This window comes from Arcicella sp. GW822-FHT02H01 (genome assembly GCF_058802005.1).
In genome coordinates this window covers 91,641-112,603 of sequence record NZ_JBXANT010000003.1, presented here as the reverse complement: position 1 = coordinate 112,603, position 20,963 = coordinate 91,641, and the positions used below count along the sequence as shown (strand labels likewise).

Below are 20,963 nucleotides of genomic sequence, written 5' to 3'. Positions count from 1 at the left end.
ACGTTTAACATTCCTATACTATGAAAAAATACTTAATATTTATTGGAGCTATGAGCCTAAGCTATTTAGGCTTATCGCAACAGACTATCATTGATAGTAACAAATACCCGCCCCTTACCACATTTACTGCACAGCAAGACCAAGCTAATATGATGCAGCAATTGGGTATTAAAAAACTAAGACCAGGACCAAGTGCTAGTGAAGCCGACCCAAATCATGCTAATTACGATGAGCAATTGGCCAACCCTTGCCCTTTGTTACCAGATATTCTTACGACCAAAAATGGCAAAAAAATAACTACTCCCACAGAGTGGTGGAATCAACGTCGCCCAGAAATAGCCGAAGACTTTGAAAAAGAAATGTACGGGCGGATTCCTAAGAATGTACCTAAAGTAATTTGGACAGTAAAAGTTACCGATAACGAATTTGTAGGACGTGTTCCCGTAGTGGCTAAACATCTGATTGGTCATGTAGATAATACAGACTATCCTTTGATTGATGTAAATATCAACATGGTAGTGGTGTTACCGACTAATGTAAAAGGTCCAGTGCCAGTACTTATCATGTTTGGTTTTCCTACTTTGCCAGCACCTGCTCAGCCTATCCCGAGCGATATGGAGAAAATAAATCTGGCTTTTAAGGAAATGATGATAAAGGCCAACCCAGATTTAAAGCAGATTTTTGATAAATATCCTGCTTATTCGCCTATTACTAGACTGCCCGCACCTAGCTTCTTTGCACCGCCAGTCACGGGTGATTCTCCACCTACCGAGCAATTGTTAGCGGCTGGTTGGGGATATTGTACATTAGAAACGGGTAGTATACAGGCTGATAATGGGGCAGGACTAACCCGCGGAATTATTGGTTTAGTAAATAAAGGACAACCAAGAAAGCCAGAAGATTGGGGTGCGTTAAGAGCATGGGGTTGGGGTGCATCCAGAGCACTAGACTACCTCGAAACGGAACCATTAGTGAATGCCAAACAAGTAGGAATCGAAGGTGTTTCAAGATATGGAAAAGCAGCTTTAGTAGCAATGGCTTTTGACCAACGTTTCGGCTTAGGATTAATTGGCTCATCGGGTAAAGGAGGTGTAACACTACAAAGACGAGTTTTTGGTGAAGCAGTTGAAAGTCTGGCTAATTCAGGAGGATATCATTGGTTGGCTGGCAATTACTTGAAATATGCTACGGCTGAATCTTCTTTTGGGAGTAAAACAGGTTGTGATATTCCTGTAGATTCGCACGAACTTCTTGCACTTTGTGCACCACGTCCTACTTTTGTGAGTTATGGTATCCCAGAAAAAGGAGATGCTAAATGGCTTGATCAAATGGGGAGTTATAAAGCTACCATAGCGGCGGGAACAGTATTTAAGCTGTTAGGGGCAAGAGATTTGGGGGTAAGCAATGATTATAACACTGAAAATATGCCTCCCGTACTTTCTGGCTTACTCGACGGAGAATTAGCTTGGCGCCAACACAATGGCGGTCATACGGATGCTCCTAACTTTCAGTTTTTTATTCCTTGGGCAAGTAAACTGTTAAAATACGAACGAGTTACTAAATAATATATCCCAATCGTAACCACTATTTTTTATGAATAGTGGTTATATTATTCTTTGGCGTTTAAGAATTATCAAGCTGATTTCAGACGGCTTGGTGAGAATCTTTATTGTCGTATATTAAATAAACCTACTATAACTATGCAAAATTTGTTCAAATCTTTTTTCTATTTATTCACGTTAATAGTTAGCTGTTCCTCTTGTGAAAAAGCTGTTGATGCCAATCCTGTAGTGGTTAAGCCCACACCGTTTAAAATTAATATAAATCCTCAGACAACCTATCAGACAATCACAGGGTTTGGTGCTGCAAACAGAATGTGGGGGACGCAATCATTGAAACCTACGGAAGCCACAAAAGCATTTGGGATGGATGAAAACCAATTGGGTCTTAGCATTTTCAGGGTAAGATTATCTTCTAATAAAAATGAATGGCCTATTATTGTGGAAGCTGTAAAAGAGGCAAAAAAATATGGGACAAAAGTATTGGCTTGTCCTTGGTCGCCTCCCGCTGCACTCAAGAGTAATAAAAGCGATATAGGAGGGCGGCTATTACCTGAAAACTACAAAGCATTTAAAGATTATATCAATGAATTTATCGTTTTTATGACTCAAAACGGCGCTCCTGTAGATGTGGTTTCTATTCAAAATGAACCTGATTGGAAAGCTACTTATGAATCATGTGATTGGACTGCCGACGACATGATTAATTTCTTGAAGGCACCAGGTGAGATTGTTGGAGCTAAAGTTGCCGCACCAGAATCTTTGAATTTCAACCAGAACATGACCAATGCTTTGTTATCCAATGAAGAGGCTTCTCAAAAATTTGACATCGTGGCGGGTCACCTTTATGGTGGTGGTTTAGCGAAGTTCCCTTTGGCAGAGCAAAAGAAAAAAGAAATCTGGATGACAGAATTTTTATTGAATCTGGATACAGGAAATACAGGGGCTGCTAAATGGAATACTTATTCAGAAACTGCCAAATGGGCTGAAAGCATGAAAATGCTTGTTTCTGTCCATGATGCAATGACTAATAATTGGAATGCCTATATTTGGTGGTATTTACAACGCTATTATTCATTTATTGGAGATGGAGAAGAAGGTACTACCAATGGAGAGGTACTTAAGCGTGGATATGGCTTTTCGCATTTCTCAAAATTTGTTCGCCCAGGGTTTGTTCGCATTGGTACTGATTTCAGTACGAATACTTATTTAAAAATAACAGCCTATAAAAAAGGGACACAGACGGTTGTGGTAATACTAAACCCTGAAAGTTTTTCAGTTAAAAACGTTCAGCTAAATGGATTATCTGCTACTACTGCGATTGCTTATACTACTACAGAAAAAGAAAATTTAACAAAGCGAAATTTGACTGTTACAAGCAGTATTATTGAATTAGACGTAGCTCCAAGTAGTATAACTACAATAGTAATCAACAATTAGGATAGCGTTATTTAAAATGTAAAAGGCTAATCAAAATAACAAAACAGGTAGTTTACGTATATTGCTAATGGTTAGTAATATTGTCTATTTTTATGGTATTTAATATAGGATAAATATAAAAATCAATCACAAAAAACTAATAGTAAGGTCTCGGCATTTCTAGTTTATATCATTTGAAATTTTCAGATTTTTCAAATGATATGAACTAGAAATAATTTTATAGGGTGACGAATTTTTATCAGCATACAGTCGAAAAATATTATCACTAACACACAATATTCAATCTCAAAAATATGCATTTTAGTAATTAAAAAGCTTATTAAATAATTAGATAATACAGACAATTACCCAAGCCATAAAGCTCATTACTTTATGGCTTATTTATGATTAATTCTTCATTTATCATTTTTAAAAACTTATTTTATTACAAAAAAGACTTGATTTTATCATTTTATATTTTCCTTTGAACATTTGGAATACAGATATATTAATTTGTGCTACATGTTTTTTTACTTATTATTTTACTTTGCGATGTCTAAAATTTGGAGACAATCTATTGACTTCGGTTATCAACTTAAATATCCAAAACAATTAAATATCCAATCTTAAATGATAAGCGTAGTGAATAAATACAGTCTTAAAACAGTTCTATGGTTATTCGTTTTTTCAACGCTTGTGTGTTGTAAAAAGACAGAAGTAGCCCCTACGATAATAAACCCTCCTTATACGATGAAATCAAATCCTATTTGGAGAACTGGAGATAGGATTTTCTTGGAAGGCATTACTGGAACTTTTGACGACGTCTCGGTAAAAGATCCAACCATTGTAAATGTTGACGGAAAATGGCATGTGTTCTATACAGGAAGAGACGCTACTAAATGGCGCATGGGTTATATTGCTGGCAAAGAACTAACAGACTTGAAAAAAGCCGATAGAAATTATATGACTTCCTTAAATGGAGGATCTTATTTTTGTGCGCCACAGGTTTTTCAACTTAAATCAAAAAAAACTTGGTATTTAATCTACCAAAGTGGTTTAGGAGCAACTTTTTCAACCAATACAGATATCAATAGTCCTCAAGGTTGGTCAGCGGGTAAAGCCATGGGTTTTACCGATGGAATTGATTTCTGGTGTATCTCAGATGGCACGAAAATACATTGTTTTTATTCAGCTCAGGATGGCTCTTTTACCATTAAAAAACGAAGTACGCTGATTACAGATTTCCCTTATAAATGGTCTAATCCTGTGGTAGTTGCTACAGATACTTTTGAAGCACCCCATGTATATAAAAATAAGGCAGATGGCAAATACTATATGATGGTAGAAGATATAAGACGCTATTTTGAAATATGGCAAGCATCAAGTCTTGATGGCACTTGGACAAAGCTCAATGAAAAATGGGCTGATTACGCTAATTTAATTGAAACGAATGAGCATTGGACAGACCAAGTATCGCATGGCGAAATTTTGCGTTCAGGTGTAGATGAAATGTGTGAAATAGAAGATATCAATCATTGTCAAGTAATATTTCAGGGCGTAGTAAATGGCAATTATGCAGACTATGGAATAATTCCCTATGATTTAGGCATCATGAAAAACTATTAACCTTCATTTTAAAGGATGATACTGAGTTTTGGTTTAGGGTGATAATCAAATATAGTACAAATGATTTTTGTAGTAAATATTAAACAAGTAGGTCGCAGAAATGACCAAAACTAATTTTAAGCAATGAAAAACAAGTCTATTTTTTTGATGATTGTTTCAATGACAATGATCACATTATCGGTAATAGCGCAAGATTCAAAAAAGCAACCAATTTCCCAACCCTTAATAAAGGAAATCTATACAGCAGACCCTTCTGCACATGTTTTCAATGGAAAAATCTATGTTTATCCTTCGCATGACATTGAATCTGGTGTACCTCAAGACGATGAAGGAGGGCATTTTGATATGAAAGACTTTCACATTTTATCGATGGATAAAATTGGAGGGAAAGTGAAAGATAATGGGGTAGGGCTTTCTATTAAAGATATTCCTTGGGCTGGTCGCCAGCTTTGGGCACCTGATGCAGCCTTCAAAAACGGTACGTATTATTTGTACTTTCCCGTGAAAGATAAAAAAGACGTATTCCGAATGGGCGTAGCAACTAGTAAAAGTCCAGTTGGACCATTTAAAGCAGAAAAAGAACCCATCAAAGGTAGTTATAGCATAGACCCTTGTGTTTTTAAAGATACTGACGGTAGCTTTTATATGTATTTTGGGGGCATTTGGGGCGGTCAGTTACAACGTTATGACAAAAATACCTACTTAGGAGTAACAGATAATCCAAAGAAAGGCGAAGTTGCTCGTTTGCCAAGAATGGCAAAGTTGACGGCTGATATGAAGCAATTTGCTGGTGAAGTAACAGAAATAAAAATTTTGGATGAAAATGGGAAACTGTTTTTAGAAGATAATAATGACAAACGCTTCTTTGAAGCTTCATGGATGCACAAATACAAAGGCAAATATTACTTCTCGTACTCAACAGGTGATACTCATAATCTTTGCTATGCCGTTGGCGATACTCCTTATGGTCCTTTTACCTACAAAGGCGTAATATTAAATCCTGTTGACGGTTGGACAAGCCACCACTCAATTGTTGAGTTCAAAGGAAAATGGTACTTGTTTTATCATGATATTCAGCTTTCTGGAAAAACACATTTACGCAATGTAAAAGTGACAGAATTGCACTATAATCCAGATGGAACTATACAAACGATTACTGCTTATAAATAGCAAAAAAACGTATTATTTGTTTGATTACTAGATAGTTCAATAAATTATATAAATAGACATTATCCAATGATAAATAGCAAAACATTATTAGCACTTTTACTGTGTGGCATGGTAGAAGTATCGGCAAAACCTCCGATAAAACATACGAAATCTGTTAAAGAAATTCCTTCCCTGAAAAAGGTGTTTAAAAAAGATTTTGTGATTGGCACCGCCTTAAGTATTTATCAAATAGACGATAAAGACCCACAGGCTACAAGCTTAATTGCTCAGCAATTTAATACAGCAACGCCCGAAAACATTATGAAGGCTCAGATTATACATCCAAAATGGGATGTATACAACTTTGAGCCAGCCGATAAGTTAATTGCCTACTGCAAGAACTTAAATCTTGAAGTCAATGCTCATGCGTTAATTTGGCATAGCCAACTACCAAATTTTGTTCGTCAGATAAAAGATGCTGATTCTGTGAAAACTTTCTTTGAGAATCATATTACAACAGTTGCTAAAAGATATGACGGGAAAGTAAAAACATGGGATGTTGTCAATGAAGCACTCAATGAAGATGGAACTATGCGCAGGTCTATTTTTTTGAATAAGCTTGGAGAAAACTTTGTTACAGAAGCTTTTAGGCTAGCACAGCTTGCCTCACCAAAGTCGGAACTTTATTACAACGATTATAATAACGAACAACCTGCCAAAAGAGCGGGATGTATTGCATTGATTAAAAAAATCCAAGCGGCAGGCGTAAAAATTGATGGAGTAGGCATACAAGGACATTGGCATTTGGGTAAAATACCGCTGAAACAGATTGAAGAAAGTATTTTGCAATATGCTGCATTGGGTGTTAAAGTAGCTTTTACAGAACTAGATATTGAGGTACTGAAACGTGATTTTCAAGGAGCGGATGTGAATCAACGCATGCAAAATTCTCCATCATTAAATCCTTATGCAAATGGATTGCCCGATAGCCTTCAAAATCAATTAGCGATGGATTATGAAGCTCTTTTCAACCTGTTTTTGAAACATAAAGACAAGATTTCAAGAGTAACTTTTTGGGGAGTACATGATGGACAAAGTTGGTTGAATGGATGGCCCGTGCGTGGTAGAACAAACTATCCATTATTGTTCGACCGTAACTATCAACCTAAGCCTGCTTTTTACTCAGTGATAAGTACAAAGGGTAAATAAGATAGATAAACGAGTTATCAATAAGGTTTACCAGTGTTGTCCTAAACTAGGAAATGAGAAAAATAATTTTCTTTTTCTTAGCTATTCTTTGTATAGTATTTGTAAGTAAAAGCTTTGCCCAAAAAATGAAAGGAGATACCTATTAGTGATGGTTAACCATGCTACTCAGTCATTGAGATATTGACTGGTTTAGAGTTGACCCTACCATTGGCTATCTTCCTGATACAGGTACATTAACGATTAAATAACTTCTGAACCGATTTTAACTAATATCCTCTTGATTATTCACTAAAGAAAACTTTATATGAAATATAAAATAAATCAATACATTATATTAATAGGCTTATTATGCTTTACTAGCTCAGTATCTGTAATTGCACAAGATTTTTTCAATGAAGTAAAAACATACGTAAATCCTGTTTTGCCAGGCGACCATCCAGACCCAACGATGTTAAAAGTAGGAGATGATTTTTATCACTGTGGCTCAAGCTTTCATTTTACCCCTTATTTACCAATCTATCATTCAAAAGATATGGTACATTGGAAAGTTATTAGCCGTGTTGTACCGCCAACTATAGGTAGCTTTGTATCAGATAATCCATCGGCAGGAATTTGGCAGGGTGCTATCACGTATTTCTATGGCTCGTATTGGATATATTTCTCTTCTAACGGACAATGGTTTAGTAAGGCAGACTCACCAGCAGGACCTTGGTCTACACCAGTACAGGTAAAATCAAATCCGAAAACAGGTCCATTGGGATATGACAATGCCATTTTTGTAGATGATGATGGCAAACCTTATATGGTTATCAAGAACGGACAAAAAACAAACCGTTTGCAAGAGTTAGGCAAGGATGGTCAACTGACATCATCAGTGATTGATATGGACTGGGTAAATGCAAAATTACAATATAGTTGGGCAGAAGGACCTGTTATGTGCAAGCGAAATGGTTATTATTATTACTTCCCTGCAGGTGATGTATCAGGTGGACAATATGTAATGAGAGGTACTGCTTTGACAGGCGATTCAACAAAATGGGAACGATTAGGAGAGTTTTTTAAACCTATCACCGACCCAAAAGTAGGTTTCCGTCGTCCTAATCATATTTCTGCTCCTGTTCAATTGGCGGATGGAAGCTGGTGGACAATTGGACAAAGTTATGAAAAGTATGATGGTGATGATTGGTCAGGTACGGGTCGTCAAACATCACTTTATCCTGTTATTTGGGAAGGCGACCGTCCTTGGGGAATGGCTCCCACTACTTCTCCTATCGAAAGCCCCAATCTTCCTAAAGGTGATATTCATTGGAGAAGTGTTGCGACTGATTATTTTGATAAAGAAACCCTTGCGTTAGACTGGCATTTTTTGAGCAAAAAATATGCAGATAGATATTCACTTTCAAGCAGAAAAGGCTGGCTACATCTTGTTTCAGATAGTACCAGAACTAGTGTTGTTCAAAAAGAAACAGACCACTATTATTCAGCCGTTACAAAAGTGGATTTTAACGCGACCGATTCCCTAACCAAAGCAGGACTTTATCTGAGTAGTGGTAATCAAAAAGTGACTGTACGCTTGTATAGTGGTTTTGAAAAGGGCAAAAAAATCTTTTTTAGTTTTGAAAAACACACTCAGTCTGTTTCAAATACCTTTGGGAATATCGTATGGCTAAAAGTTGTAAGAAATCTACACAACTTGGTAGCGTATTGTAGTGGAGATGGCAAAAACTGGAAACAGGTAGGGGAGAGTATCAATTTGAAAAACCTTGATAGAACCCAACCAAATTATAATTCATGGGTAGGGACGAGCGTAGGGCTATTTACTGAAAAAAAACCTGCTGATTTTGATTTCTTCGTGTGTAAAGATGGCTTTACTGAACTGCCTGCGGTAGGTTATAGTAATTACTATGGCGTTGAAAAAGTAAAGGTTGGTACAGAAGACGTCGTTACGAATAATTCAGATTTAGGTGGATGGTTTATGCTGTCTGGGGTAGAATTGGGCGACAAAAAAACCAAAGAAGTACAAGTACAAATTTCTGCAAGTGTGACAGGTAAAATAGAAATTTGGTTGGATGATTTAAAAACGGGGAAATTGATAGCAACTATTCCTTTTTCTCCAACGGGTGCCAACAGCTGGAAAAACATTAGCCAGAAAATAAAAGGCATTTCAGGACAGCACGATGTGTTTGTGAAATTCCCAACTGGCAATAGTAAAGCATTAAATGTAAAAAACCTTCTATTCAAATAATAATTACGAAAAATAACAGTTAGTTTTTAAAGCAGTAAACGGATATAGTTTACTGCTTTTTTGATTTTAATCTACTCTAATCGTAGAAATAGCATAGATTGGATATACCTCGATTGGCGGGTATGTAGCAAAATTTTCCAAAGAAAGACGAATACCTAAATCTCGTTTTTTTTCTTTTAGAAACATAAACATACTTTGCATCGCTCCTTTTTTAGAGGCTTTTATCTCCAACGGTATTATCTGCTCTCCTTGTTGAATCACGTAATCTATTTCTGCATTGCTATTAGCACTTTCTCGGTGCCAGTAATAAAGGTTTTCATGTCGGAAAGGATTGCCATATTTTAAATATTCCAAACCCACAAACATTTCAGCAATGGCTCCCTTATTAATCGCATCAAAATCGTTTTGTGCTAGTAATTTCCCTGCATCTAGTCCTAAAATTCTTTGATAAAGCCCTGTATCTAAAAAAATAAGCTTTCGTTTTTTTTCATCGATTTCTGCCCCTAATGGAATACCATTTGCAGAACTATGTGTGACAGGTATCACCAAACCCGCCATCATTAATAATTGAACAGCTTCTTTAATTTGCACCAAACTTGTTTGAGTAGCCGCTTTTGTATAGATAAATTTCCCTCCTGTTTGTTGAATGACAGCATCAAAGACTTCTGAGATTCTCGTGGGCGGTACTCTTTTCTTGTATTTTGCAAAATCAGCTTTAATGGAAATAATTAAATCATCTAAAACGGCCTGTACTTCTAATAAACTACTCCCATTAGCATATAATGCAACGGCTTCTGGCATCCCTCCCACAATAAGAAATTTTTTGAAATATTCTGTTAACTTTTGATGAAAAGGTAAGGATAATGGCTTCGTTGGGCTTGCTTGTTTTTTCAAATCAATGAGTTTTTGCTCTCCTAAGCTCCCTAAAAATTCATCAAAAGAAAGGGGATACACAAAAATAGAACGCACCCGACCCACTCCAAAGGAGGGCAATTCTTCTAAGGCAAATTCTAACAAAGAACCTGCAGAGATTAAATGGAGCTCAGGCATTTTCTCATAAAAAAACCGCAATGATGATAGCGCAGGAACACACCCTTGGATTTCATCAAAGAACAGTAATGTTTTATCAGGAATGATTGGCGTATTGAAGTATAGAGATAAATTTTCACAAATGGTTTTAGGGTCAAGGTTTCCACTAAAAAAAGTTTGTATATCTATCTGAGCTTCAAAATTTATTTCAATGTAATATTCAAAATGTTTTGATAATTCCTGAACGGCCGTAGACTTACCCACTTGTCTTGCTCCGCGAAGCATCAGGGGTTTTCTATTTTTTTGATTCTTCCAATCAAGCAAAACATTGTCTATTTCTCTCTTTATATGCATTTTATAAATTTTAGTATCCGTAAATTTGCCATAAAAATGAAAAATAGTAGGCATAAAAACAACTTAATAGTAATTTATAGGCATCTAAAATATTTTATAATGAGTTCGGTATTTTATGAAATTGACAAACAATAGTTGTATTTCAAGTCGAAATAACGGTTACTTAGCGTAGAAAATAAGTATAAATGATTTAACCTAATTTTCAGAATTTCAGTAAAAATATTGGATTAGTTTCTTTTTAAATTAAATTCGTAATATTTTCCAGTTAATTTAATGAGCAAAGATAAATTGAAGCCTCTTGAGCATGCTACTTTGTGGGATAGTTTTCGTGGTGGGAGCGATGAAGCATTCTCTCGTCTTTACGAACTGTTTGCTGCTGACTTGTATCGATATGGTTACAATTTGGTAAGGAATAAACAAGTCGTTGAAGATTGCCTACACGAACTTTTCCTGCATTTGCATAGCCACAGAAGTCGGCTAGGACCAACTGATAATATTCAGTTCTATTTGTATAGGGCTTTGAGAAGGCGTCTGACAGATACCATCTCTAAACTTAATAAATTAGATTCTGAGGAATATGTATTTGATAGAGCTGAGTTTTTGATTCAGCCTTATGAAAGTCAATTGATTGAGGAACAAGTAGTTGAAAGACAGCGGGAAATTGTAATTGCAGAATTAAATAAACTTCCAAAACGGCAGAAGGAAATTTTGTATTTAGTCTATATGAAAGGACTGACCTATCAGCAAGCTTCAGAAGTGATGGATATAACTATGAAAAGTGTTTATAATAGTGTTAATGTAGCTTTGGCTACATTAAGAAAATATCTACAAGAAAGTTTTAAGAGAGAAGGGTTATTATTATTCCTGTTTATTATCTCAAGTATTTTTATAGTATTTGCTTGATTTTGAGCATAAAAACGGGAAAAATATACACATACACTGTTTAACAATAAACAACAATAATTGAAATGAACTATTCTGTTTTCGATGTACAAGAATTTTGTGAAGATGCTGATTTTATTCGCTGGGTAATTTCACCTACAGACGAATTGAATCAGTTTTGGAATACTTTCTTAATCGCCAATCCAAGTAAATCCAAAGACATACAGATTGCTAGAGAATACATAAAAACACTTCATTTTCAAGAAGTTGAAGTAGAACAAGAAGACCTTACAAGGTTGAGAAACCGTATTTGGGGTGATATTGAAAAGCCTGTCGTTAAAATAAATTGGTGGAAGAATCCTCGCTATTGGTCAGCCGCCGCTGCAATTTTTGTAATAACATCTGTTGGAATATATTGGAGAAATAATCAACCAACCATGTATGAAACAGCCTTTGGACAAATCAAGAAAATATCTTTGGAGGATGGTTCAGTAGTTACCCTCAATGCGCATTCGTCGCTGAGAGTTGCTGAAAATCTTGATGAACTGCAAGTCAGGGAAGTGTGGTTGGATGGAGAGGCATATTTTGATATTGCCAAACTGAAAGGAGCAAAGTTTATTGTACATACTACGGAAGCTGAAATAGAAGTATTAGGAACAGAGTTTAATGTAAATACGCGTCGTAAAAAGACAAAAGTTATTTTGCATGAAGGAAAAGTAAAATTGTCTGTCGATAGTATTCGAGCGGTAGTAATGAAGCCGGGTGATATGGCAACGATAGTAGATAGAAGAAAGGCAATAGAACTAAAAATTGTTCAACCAGAGCAGTATGAATATTGGAAACAATCGATCATTGTGTTAAATGATAAATCAGTTTCTGAAGTATTGGAGATATTGGAAGATAATTATGGCATAAGTATTCAATTTGAAAACCCCATTATTTTAAATAAAAAATTGAGCGGGAAATTGAGTATAAAGTCATCAGAAGAATTTATTCAAAACTTTGCAACCATCCTTGATGCTGAATATGAAAAGACAGAAAAAGGGTATTTTTTTAGATAACATTTAGAAAAGATAAAAAAATCAAAAAAAAATTATAGAAAAACGGGAAAAAGCTTGAATAGGTTGTTTAACAGTTAGATGAGTCGTTGATATCTTAATTCTTGTTTTGACTATGAAAAAACTTTTTCTCTTTTATTTTACCATAACGCTGTTTGCATTTTGTGGAGCCCAACAGTCTTATTCTCAGCTGATATATGCTTCCAGTAATAATGAAAGCTTACAGCCAAAAACTTCGCAAGAAAATGCGAACAGTGTCATTTCCCTACTTCATAAATTGGAGTTGATTCACAAAGTTAGCTTTGTATATCAACAAGAATTGGTAGCAGGCAAGCTAGTACTTATCCCGATTAATGAAAACGATAGGGTAGAAAGTATCTTAAAGCGTATACTCCCACCGTTAAATCTTAAATTCAAAAAATTAAAAGGAGGGGGCTACACTATCTTGCCTATCAAGCCCTTGAAAACTAATTCTTCTCAGAATGATTATCAAAAATCAGCTACTGAATTAAAAGCTGCTGTCAGTTTCTTAGAAGAAAAAGACCTACATCCGATTACTACAAGCTTATCAAATGTTATTTCAATGGACTTTACGATAAAAGGTAAAGTAACGGATGCTGAAACAGGCGAAGCATTACCGGGAGTAAATATTCTGGTAAAAGGAAGGCAGTCAGGCGTAATTACAGACCCTAATGGTAATTTTTCGATTGTTGTCCCAGACAAAAATTCAGTATTGTTGTTTAGCTATGTGGGCTATTTAAGTCAGGAGATTCCCGTAGCAAATAGGGTGCAAATCAATATTTTGTTAAAGCAAGATAACAAAGCCTTGGATGAAGTAGTAGTAGTAGGTTTTGGTACGCAGAAGAAAATAAACGCAACAGGTGCTATTTCGACAATAGGAACAAAAGAACTAGTACAATCACCAGTAGCGAACATCAGTAATTCATTAGTTGGGCGAATGCCTGGGCTTTTTGCTACGCAGTCAGGCGGTGAGCCTGGTAACGATGGATCAAAAATCAGGATTAGAGGTGTAGGAACTTTTTCGGGGAACACAGACCCTCTAGCATTGGTAGATGGTATTCAGGTAGACAACTATAATAACATAGACCCAAATGAAATTGAATCTGTTACTATTTTAAAAGATGCTTCTTCAACAGCGGTTTATGGTATCAGAGGGGCTAACGGTGTATTGATTATTACTACGAAAAGAGGAAAGGCAGGACCGCCCAAAATTAGCTATACTTTTAACCAAGGTTTCAATACGTTTACAGGTATGCGTGAGCAGATGAATAGTGCAGATTATGCTACACATTTCAATGATGCGCTCCAAGCGGATGCCTATGTGACGGGTTCTGTTTATGTACCAAAATATAGTGATCAGGACATTGAATTATATAAAAATGGACAAGACCCTATTTTTCACCCTAACGTGAATTGGGCTGATGTAATGTTTAAAAAGGTTTCTAAACAATCACAGCACAATGTAAGTATTAGTGGTGGGCAAAATAAGGTAAGATACTTTGTGTCAGCAGGATATTTCAGTCAGGAAGGGCAGTTTAAAGACACCAAAGATATTACCAATGCATTCTCGCCACAATCAGTCTTCAATCGATATAATATACGTTCAAACTTTAATTTTGAATTAACTAGTCGCTTGAAAATGGCCTTAGATTTGTCTTCTCAGACAGAGATAAGAAGTGGTAATAATGGCTCTAATACTGAAAGAGTAATAGGGGATGTGTTCAGGGCGAGTCCGTTATCTACCCCAGGAATCGTAGATGGCAAAGTAGTAAATATCTTTACAGGCTCACAAAACAACCCTTATATCTCATTATTATATCCAAATTTAGCAGGAGGTCTCAAGCGTTCTTACCGTAATTATTTGAATGGTTCGTTACGCCTTGATTTTGATTTAGGTTTTCTAACAGAAGGGTTGTCTACGCACGCAAATATTGCGCTTCAAACGTATAATGACCAGCAAATTGTAAATACTAAAACATTGATTACGTATTTAGCGGTAAGACTTCCAGACGGTACGATTAATTACGTTCCATCTACCACAGAGGCGCAATTTGGATTCAGTCAAACGGGGACTTACAACAGAAGAATTACAGGGGAGTTTGGGATTGATTATAAAAGAAGCTTTGCCAACAAACATAATGTAACAGGATTATTGCTATATAACCAACAAAAGACTTATGACCCATCGTTAGCTTTTTTAGTACCAAAAGGGTATCAGAGTTTTGTAGGAAGGGCTACGTATGATTATGATGGACGTTATTTAGCAGAAGTGAATGTTGGCTATAATGGAACAGAGAATTTTGCACCAGGCAAAAGATTCGGATTTTTCCCTGCATATTCTTTGGGTTGGGTAGCATCAAATGAAGCATTTTTTCCAAAAAATGGATTTGTTTCTTTACTAAAAGTAAGAGGTTCGTACGGCGTAGTTGGTAATGATAACATTGGGGGAACTCGTTTCCTTTACAGACCAACTAGTTACTCGTCAGTCGGCAGCATATATTATTTTGGTAATGTTGGTAGTACTTTTGCTGGTTTTACAGGTATTCGTGAAGGAGCTACTGGTAACCCAGATGTCACTTGGGAAAGAGCTATCAAACAGAATATTGGGTTAGAAATGTCGATGTTGAGAGATAAAATAAAATTTACAGCAGATGTTTTTAATGAGAAACGCAGTGACATTCTGGCTACTCCACAAACCATTTCTGCTATCGTAGGATTATCTCAGCCAGCTACCAACCTTGGGAAAATGGAGAACAAAGGTTTTGAAGCAGATATTACTTATACAAACAAAGTAGGAGAAGTAGGGTATCGAATTTCAGCTAACTACAGCTTTGCACGTAACAAAGTGATTTTCAGAGATGAAGTTCCGAATAAATATGCTTATCAAAATAGAACTGGGCAACGATTAGGACAAAATTTCGGATTGATTGCCGATGGATTATATAATACTTGGGAAGAAGTAAACGACCCTAAGCGACCTGTATATTCTTATTCAAAAAACAAAATACAGCCAGGGGATATTAGGTACATAGATATTAACGGAGACGGTATCATTGACGATTTTGATGCAGTGCCAATGGGTTATTCTAACTTACCAGAAAAAACATTTGGAGCTTCATTAGGTCTTAATTACAAAGGTTTTGATATTTCAATATTGTTTCAAGGCGTAGGGAATGTATCACATTATTATACTCGTTTTCAAAGAGGAACAGGATATGGGCAAGCTCCTCCAGAAGGCTCTGCAAGTTACATGAACGAAAGCTGGACGCAACAGAGATATGACGCTGGTTTACCCATTAATTTCCCTCGTTTCTCAGTAAGTAGTAATCCAAATGAGGTAGGGTCGTCATTTTGGTTAGCAGATGCAAGCTATGTTCGTCTTAAAAATGCAGAAATAGGCTATAGATTTAGTGAAGGCATTCTCAAAAAATTAGGCATCAGCTCTTGTCGTATTTACGTAAATGCTAATAACCTATTTACTTGGAAAAAAACATTGCCAGGTATTGACCCTGAAAATACATCTACGGGAGATACCAATACAGAACCTTATCCTCTTGTTCGAACAATGAACGCAGGTCTTAACATTAATTTTTAAGGAACCCTAACATGAAAAAAATATATTACTTAGCTACGTTAGTTTTTTGTTTAATTTCTTCATCGTGTGATAAATCCTTTTTAGACAAAGCACCCGGTGTTGATTTAACAGAAGATAATGCCTTTATTAATAAAGCAAGTTTAGAAATTTTTATGGCAACTGTTTATAAGTACAGTATGCACTCAAACTTTCGCTACCGAACTCAAGGAGATTTACCTTTCTCACAAGTAAACAATACAGATTGTATCCATCCTAGCTCAAGCATAAGTGATGAAGGAGATGCTTCTGAGGCCTCTTTTGTCCACTCTAATAGATGGAACGAAGGGGTTGTTTTACCAAGCAATATCGTCAACCTTGAGGACTTCAGGTATTATATTCGTTGGATAGCCTTACGACAAATTAACCTTGTATTGAAAAGAGGTAAGGAAGTGCCAGATGCCGACGAAACTTACAAAAAGCAAGTACTAGCTGAAGTTAAGTTTTTAAGAGCCTTAAACTACATGGAAATGGTGAAGCGATATGGCGGTGTTCCTATTGTTGATAAGGTTTTTGAAGCAGGCGTTAAAGTAGATATTCCAAGAAGCTCTTTTGACGACTGTATCAAATTTATCTTAAAAGATTTGCAAGAAGCCATCCCAGATTTACCTGTATCTTATTCTGCCTCACAGGTAGGAAGAGCAACATCTGTAGCGGCCTTGGCTTTAAAGTCGGAAGTATTATTATATGCTGCTAGTCCACAATATAATACTGCGACACCCGTCCTTCCCATGGTTAACGCTAGTGATAACAAGCTGATTTGTTATGGAAATTATGATGCAAACCGTTGGAAATTAGCGGCTGATGCCGCCAAAGTTGCTTTAGATTTTGCATTAGAAAATGGTTATGGATTGATTGATGAAATTGCTAATAGAAATCCTAAGGAATTAGATAATGGTACAGTAGGTCCTTTAGGAAATTATCGCGTATCGTGGGAGACTACTAATAACAAGGAACTGATAATGACATATCAGGGAGGGGGTACACAGGCTGGCGGTATTACAAATATCGGAAACCCACCTTTGACGTTTTGGAATGCATCTTGTTACGGTTCATTTTGGAGTGGTATCACAATGCCGTTGAATTTTATAAAGAAATATGAAAAAATTGATGGTACTCCACAAACATGGGATGCTACAGGAGGAACAGACTTAATCGCTAAATATGGTGAGTTAGACCCACGCTTCAAGCAGTCTGTAGCTTATACTAATTCATATTATACCGCAAGAGACCCAATCTCTTTAATTTATAATGGTGGAAAAGATTACGTTAACTGCAAAGGAGGAGTATGGTTGCGTAAATATATACCAAGAAATGCGACAAGTGCCAACTTTGTCATGAACGATGTGATTTTCAGGGTAAATGAGTTGTACTTAAATTATGCAGAAGCACTGAACGAAGCCTCTGGTCCTGTTCAGGCAGCTTATGATGCCATAAACGCTATCAGAAATCGCTCAGGGATGCCCAATTTACCAACAGGACTTAGCCAAGAACAATTCAGACTAAGAGTAAGAAATGAAATAGCGATTGAGATGCTTAATGACGACCATCGTTTTTGGGATGTAAAACGCTGGTTAATTGCTGAAGACGAAGGGGTAATGAACGGGAAGTTTGAAGGCTTACAAATCAATAGAACGGGTACATCTCCGAATTTCAAATATAGCTGGGTGCCATATACTTTTGAAACAAGAAGCTTTAAGAAAGCGATGTATTTGCATCCATTTCCACAAACGGAAGTGTTAAAAGGAAACCTGATACAAAACCCTGGATGGTAGAAGAATAATCGTGGTTATTAATCTTTTATCATCAATGAATAATTGTTAAATGTTTGTTCGATTAACAATTTAACCAGTTGACAAAACATCATGAAAATACAAAATACAAAAAAGCTTTATTACATATTGCTCTTCAGCTTGCTTGTAAATAATCTTTTACTCGCACAACAAGGGAAGTATGGGCTGGCATTGCCAACCGATACCGTAAAAGTGTTTAACCAACAAAATATAAAAAATATTGGTTATGGGAAACAATCAGCCAATCATATCACGAGTGCTATTTCAACAGTAAATGGTGAAGACTTAGAAAAAAACTTCTCACTTAACTTAGGAAATACGATTTATGGCAGATTGGCTGGTGTAACAGTTACCCAAGGTGGAGCTGAACCAGGAGCAGCATCGCCCAATATATATGTCAGAGGTATAAATACTCTTGGAGGGGCTAATAACTCACCACTTTATGTAATTGATGGCTATGTCAGCAATGGCACAGGAACTGCAAATGCTTTTATGCAATTATTACCCGAAGAAATCGCATCTATTTCAGTATTAAAAGATGCCTCAGCTACGGCAATTTATGGAGCTCGTGGAGCCAATGGTGTTATTTTAGTGACTACCAAAACAGGTAAAGAAGGCCCATTGAAAATATCATTTACCATGAAACAGGGCTTTAATCAGGCTCAGTATATCCCAAAATTTTTGAGTTCATATAACTATGCAGCTTTGTACAATGAAGCATTAACAAACGACGGTTTAGCGCCAAGATATACTTCGGCTGATTTAGAAGCCTATCAGAATGGCTCCGACCCTTATTTCCATCCGAATGTAAATTGGTATAATGAAGTATTAAGACCTACTGCGGCAGTTTCTAGCTATGATTTAACATTTAATGGAGGAGATAAATTTGTAAGGTATTTTGTAATGCTGAATGCTATTAACAGCCAAGGATTATTCAAAAAATATGGAGATATGAACGAAGAAAGTTCAAATTCTTCTTATTCAAAATATAATTTCAGAACTAATTTGGATATTACATTATCGAATAGACTCTCTGCTGAATTTAGAATAGCTGGAGCTATTGAAGAAAGCAGTAATCCTAATAATTATACTACTGGTGGTACTTTTAGCTTATTGAATTCTTTACCACCTAATGCTTTTCCTGTATATAATCCGAATGGAACATTTGGAGGAAATGCGTTGTATTCAAACCCTGTGGCTAATTTACTAAGTACAGGTCTTTACAAAAATAATACACGTACTATTTTGTCTTCTTTGAAACTTACGGAAGAACTTGATATGATTACGAAGGGTTTGAGTATTTCTGCCTCTGCTTCAATCAATAATTACTTTGAATCGGGGTCTAGAAAAACGAAACAATATCCTCGGTACTCAATATCAAAAGGCGTAGCAGGCGATACCTTGTATAGCCCAGCGATTGGTCAATTGACAACCTTGAGCGGAGCAGAAGAAACGTTGGATCAGTATAGAAGTATTGTCGTTCAAGCATTTTTGAATTATAAAAGAACATTTGGCAAAAGTGATATTGCTAGTATGTTAATGCTTAATGCTGACAATATTACACTCTTTGGACCAACAGGTGATATATCTACCCCAACGGCTAACTCAACAGACGCTTATAAGCACAATAGTGCGGCTGGACGTTTTACTTACGTATTTGATAATAGATATATAGCCGAGTTTTCATTTGGATACATGGGTACCGATATTTTTGCCCCAGGAAATAGATATGGGTTTTTTCCAGCAGGTTCTATCGGATGGGTACTTTCAAATGAGAAATTCTTAAAAACTAATGCAAATATTAATTACCTAAAACTGCGTGCATCTTATGGTTTATCTGGCAATGATATTATTGCAGGACAAGGTTTATCGACAAGATATGCTTATACTGGTACGTTTGGTGGGGGTGGATATTTCTTTGGAACTGGTAATACTGCAGTAGGAGGTTATGCCGAAAACGTTATTGCTAATTCAAACATTACTTGGGAAAAAGAAAAAACACAGAACATAGGAATCGATGCTAGTATATTTAAAAACTTAGATCTTTCGTTTGACGTTTTTAACCGTGACCGTTATGATATTCTAGTAGCTTCAAACAGTACTACTCCGCTGTTTCTGGGAATAAGTACCCAAAACCTAAATCAGGGTAAAGCCAACAACAAAGGTTTTGATTTTTCATTGCGCTATCATAATAGCGCCAAGAAAGATTTACAGTTTTTTGTAGAAACAAACTTCTCTTATTCAAAAAGCAAAGTGATATTCAATGCTGAAGCACTACAATTAAACACGCAATTATATAGTACAGGACAAGCAATTGGTCAGCCAATAGGCTTAAAAGCTATCGGGTTTTATACCCAAGAGGATATTGCTAAAAGATTGTTAGACCCTAAAAGCGTTCCTGGAGTATTAACAGAGGTTATCAAGGCTGGTGATATTAAATACCAAGATATAGGTGGTCCCGAAGGAAAACCAGATGGCGTTATTGACGGAAATGATAGATTGCCTATTGGTAATACAGGCTTGCCTTATTTAACTGCAGGTTTGCATACAGGATTGAAATACAAAAATTTTGATGTTGATATAATTTTTCAAGGCTCTACGGGCAGTACTGTGTATCTAGGTGGTAATACTTTTCAAGCATTTCAGTCTAATGGACAAGTTGCCCCAATTGCTTTGAATCGATGGACTCCTGAAAGTGCAGAAACGGCGGATTATCCGAGATTATCTTCAAAAGATAACCTTAATAACTATCAGTTTTCTACTTTCTGGCAACGCGATGGCAGTTTCATAAAAGTGAGAAGTGCCGAGATTGGCTATGTACTTCCTGCTAAAATATCAAATAAGGTTGGGTTAAGTAAAACTAGGTTTTTTGTGAATGGTACAAATCTTTTTTCATGGGATAAAATCCAATATGGCGATCCAGAATCTTTAACGGGTTATCCAGTAACCAGAACACTGACACTAGGTTTTAAAATACAATTGTAATTC

Annotated in this window: 12 protein-coding genes; 11 read left to right on the top strand and 1 reads right to left on the bottom strand. The window is 36.2% G+C overall.

All coding sequences use genetic code 11. From position 1 onward, the window contains the following. Positions 1-20 precede the first annotated feature (20 nt). The 6 genes from AC1RNE_RS21915 to AC1RNE_RS21890 all read left to right on the top strand — a co-directional run bounded on the left by AC1RNE_RS21915 (position 21) and on the right by AC1RNE_RS21890 (position 9,207). On the top strand, positions 21-1,565 hold the full coding sequence (locus tag AC1RNE_RS21915; protein ID WP_492804188.1) for a glucuronyl esterase domain-containing protein: 1,545 nt from the start codon (positions 21-23) through the stop codon (positions 1,563-1,565). 135 nt (positions 1,566-1,700) lie between these two features. Then, positions 1,701-2,999 (top strand): glycoside hydrolase, encoded by a 1,299-nt coding sequence (locus AC1RNE_RS21910; protein WP_492804186.1) that lies wholly within the window; start codon positions 1,701-1,703, stop codon positions 2,997-2,999. A 729-nt stretch (positions 3,000-3,728) separates the two neighbouring features. Further along, the gene (locus AC1RNE_RS21905) at positions 3,729-4,604 is read left to right on the top strand and encodes a non-reducing end alpha-L-arabinofuranosidase family hydrolase (RefSeq protein ID WP_492804184.1); all 876 of its coding nucleotides are present in this window, start codon (positions 3,729-3,731) and stop codon (positions 4,602-4,604) included. A gap of 159 nt (positions 4,605-4,763) precedes the next feature. Further along, positions 4,764-5,774, top strand: coding sequence for a glycoside hydrolase family 43 protein (locus AC1RNE_RS21900; RefSeq protein ID WP_492804182.1), 1,011 nt, complete (start codon positions 4,764-4,766; stop codon positions 5,772-5,774). 108 nt (positions 5,775-5,882) lie between these two features. After that, positions 5,883-6,962, top strand: coding sequence for an endo-1,4-beta-xylanase (locus tag AC1RNE_RS21895; protein ID WP_492804218.1), 1,080 nt, complete (start codon positions 5,883-5,885; stop codon positions 6,960-6,962). A 304-nt stretch (positions 6,963-7,266) separates the two neighbouring features. Beyond that, complete coding sequence (locus AC1RNE_RS21890) at positions 7,267-9,207, top strand: family 43 glycosylhydrolase (RefSeq protein ID WP_492804181.1); 1,941 nt, start codon at positions 7,267-7,269, stop codon at positions 9,205-9,207. A gap of 66 nt (positions 9,208-9,273) precedes the next feature. Here the strand turns inward: AC1RNE_RS21890 and AC1RNE_RS21885 are convergent, their stop codons facing one another. After that, the gene (locus tag AC1RNE_RS21885; RefSeq protein ID WP_492804179.1) at positions 9,274-10,590 is read right to left on the bottom strand and encodes an ATP-binding protein; all 1,317 of its coding nucleotides are present in this window, start codon (positions 10,588-10,590) and stop codon (positions 9,274-9,276) included. Between the two features lie 273 nt (positions 10,591-10,863). On the opposite strand from AC1RNE_RS21885, the gene AC1RNE_RS21880 reads away from it, so the two are divergent. The 5 genes from AC1RNE_RS21880 to AC1RNE_RS21860 all read left to right on the top strand — a co-directional run bounded on the left by AC1RNE_RS21880 (position 10,864) and on the right by AC1RNE_RS21860 (position 20,960). Then, complete coding sequence (locus tag AC1RNE_RS21880; protein WP_492804177.1) at positions 10,864-11,493, top strand: RNA polymerase sigma factor; 630 nt, start codon at positions 10,864-10,866, stop codon at positions 11,491-11,493. A gap of 65 nt (positions 11,494-11,558) precedes the next feature. Then, complete coding sequence (locus AC1RNE_RS21875) at positions 11,559-12,533, top strand: FecR family protein (RefSeq protein WP_492804176.1); 975 nt, start codon at positions 11,559-11,561, stop codon at positions 12,531-12,533. Between the two features lie 112 nt (positions 12,534-12,645). Further along, on the top strand, positions 12,646-16,146 hold the full coding sequence (locus AC1RNE_RS21870) for a SusC/RagA family TonB-linked outer membrane protein (protein WP_492804174.1): 3,501 nt from the start codon (positions 12,646-12,648) through the stop codon (positions 16,144-16,146). A gap of 11 nt (positions 16,147-16,157) precedes the next feature. Then, positions 16,158-17,957 (top strand): RagB/SusD family nutrient uptake outer membrane protein, encoded by a 1,800-nt coding sequence (locus AC1RNE_RS21865; protein WP_492804172.1) that lies wholly within the window; start codon positions 16,158-16,160, stop codon positions 17,955-17,957. Between the two features lie 90 nt (positions 17,958-18,047). Further along, positions 18,048-20,960: a SusC/RagA family TonB-linked outer membrane protein gene (locus tag AC1RNE_RS21860; RefSeq protein WP_492804171.1), complete on the top strand. Its 2,913-nt coding sequence runs from the start codon at positions 18,048-18,050 to the stop codon at positions 20,958-20,960. The last annotated feature ends 3 nt before the right edge of the window (positions 20,961-20,963 follow it).